Genomic DNA, 1551 nt, shown 5'->3' with positions numbered 1-1551 from the left:
AACTTTTTAGTCTCATCTCACGAATTTTGGGCGCACTTCTCCCTAGGCCATTTAAAAGGTTTTAAAAAACAGGTTCTTTAAATGTACTGCCGAATCCTTTGGATTTGCCTGAATACTGCATAAAACTCTCGCTGATAAACATGGGAACTCGATAGTTTTAAATAGATTCGTCTTGCTGTAGTGACGAGCTTTCCAGCCACTTTAAATAGACGAAGACGTATCGTATTCACTTGGAGTCCTTTTGATTTTGGTTCAAAACATATGGTACGTAAGAAATTAACCACATTGTATGCCAACAGACTAATCATCATGCGTGCCTCGTTTTCAAGGAATTCTGGGCTATCTGTTTTATCGAAAAAGAAGCTATTTTTGGCTTCTTTAATATAGTTTTCCATGGTACCGCGTTTATTGTAGGTTTCAAATACTCTTTTAGCCGAGATGTTCTCTGAGAAATTCGTGACAATAAAGGAATGGTTAAAAAGGAGTTCACCTACTTCTCGAGTCGAACGGACACAGACACGTCGGGACTTCGTCCAAGAGGCTGCTTGGTATGAAACCGAGTGATAATATACTTCTTTTTCATCCCATGGATGATCAGTATCATAGAACACAAATTCTTCAGCTAAGCGATACAAATTTCTATTGGCCTTTAGCCGAATAACATAATGATTTTCGTATAATTCACATAAATCATAAATATCCGGTGTCGCGAATCCACTATCTCCCCGAACGAGAATATCGGTGGTTGGAATCGCTTGGTTATAATGCTCCAATAACGGTTTAAGAAATTCTTTAACCCCTTTAGAAGTATATTGGTTACCTGAACGAAGTTTAGCTTTTAAAAAATCACCGGTTATCCCATCAAACGCCACTAATGGGTGATAGCCATTTGTTCCATAGTGGGCGTTGTAAGCTGTCTGTTCTTGATTGCCGAATGTATCTGAATGGGTAGAATCTAAATCGATGATCATGTTTGTATCGTTACGAAGGAGACGAGCTTTGTCAATTAACGCTTGATTGAATACTTGAAGTGAGTCAATTGTTTCGCCTACTACACGATCATAAAGCCGAGAGATTGATGATTGAGAAGCCAACGGCTTATCGGTTGAGAACGTCTGTAATACCGGATCATGCTGTAAAATATTTGCAGCAGAATCAGTATTATAACCACCTATAATTTGCAGAATTAACTGTTTTAGAATCTTATGATTCGTGTGTGTCCAATATTTACGACTGTCGTTAAATGTAACAATATCTTCAGAGAGCTGAGTAAATTGGAAAGCATCCATTAATTCATCGATTAGGACTAAACCAGAATCACTTGATAAACGACCACCATCATGAGAAACGATTAAATTATTGTTGAATTTTACGGCATTTTCTTGTAAAGTAACCACTGAGAGAACCCCTTTCTATGGTAGTTTGTGGTGAATTAACCATATCAGAAAGGGGGTCTTTTTTCATCACCTAATGGGTGATGAAGCAGATTACTTTAAAGACTATTAAATCAATGTTAGGAAAGACTATTAGTAAAACTATGAATTATTCAGG

General features: G+C 37.3%; 1 protein-coding gene. It reads right to left on the bottom strand.

The features are described from left to right. Positions 1–77: 77 nt before the first annotated feature. Complete coding sequence (locus ACEN31_RS11505) at positions 78–1397, bottom strand: IS1380 family transposase (RefSeq protein WP_138405605.1); 1320 nt, start codon at positions 1395–1397, stop codon at positions 78–80. Between the last annotated feature and the right edge of the window lie 154 nt (positions 1398–1551).

Origin of the sequence: Ruoffia sp. FAM 26255, assembly GCF_045528525.1 — a bacterium.
Lineage (GTDB): Bacteria > Bacillota > Bacilli > Lactobacillales > Aerococcaceae > Ruoffia > Ruoffia tabacinasalis.
This window is presented reverse-complemented; position numbering and strand designations above follow the sequence as displayed.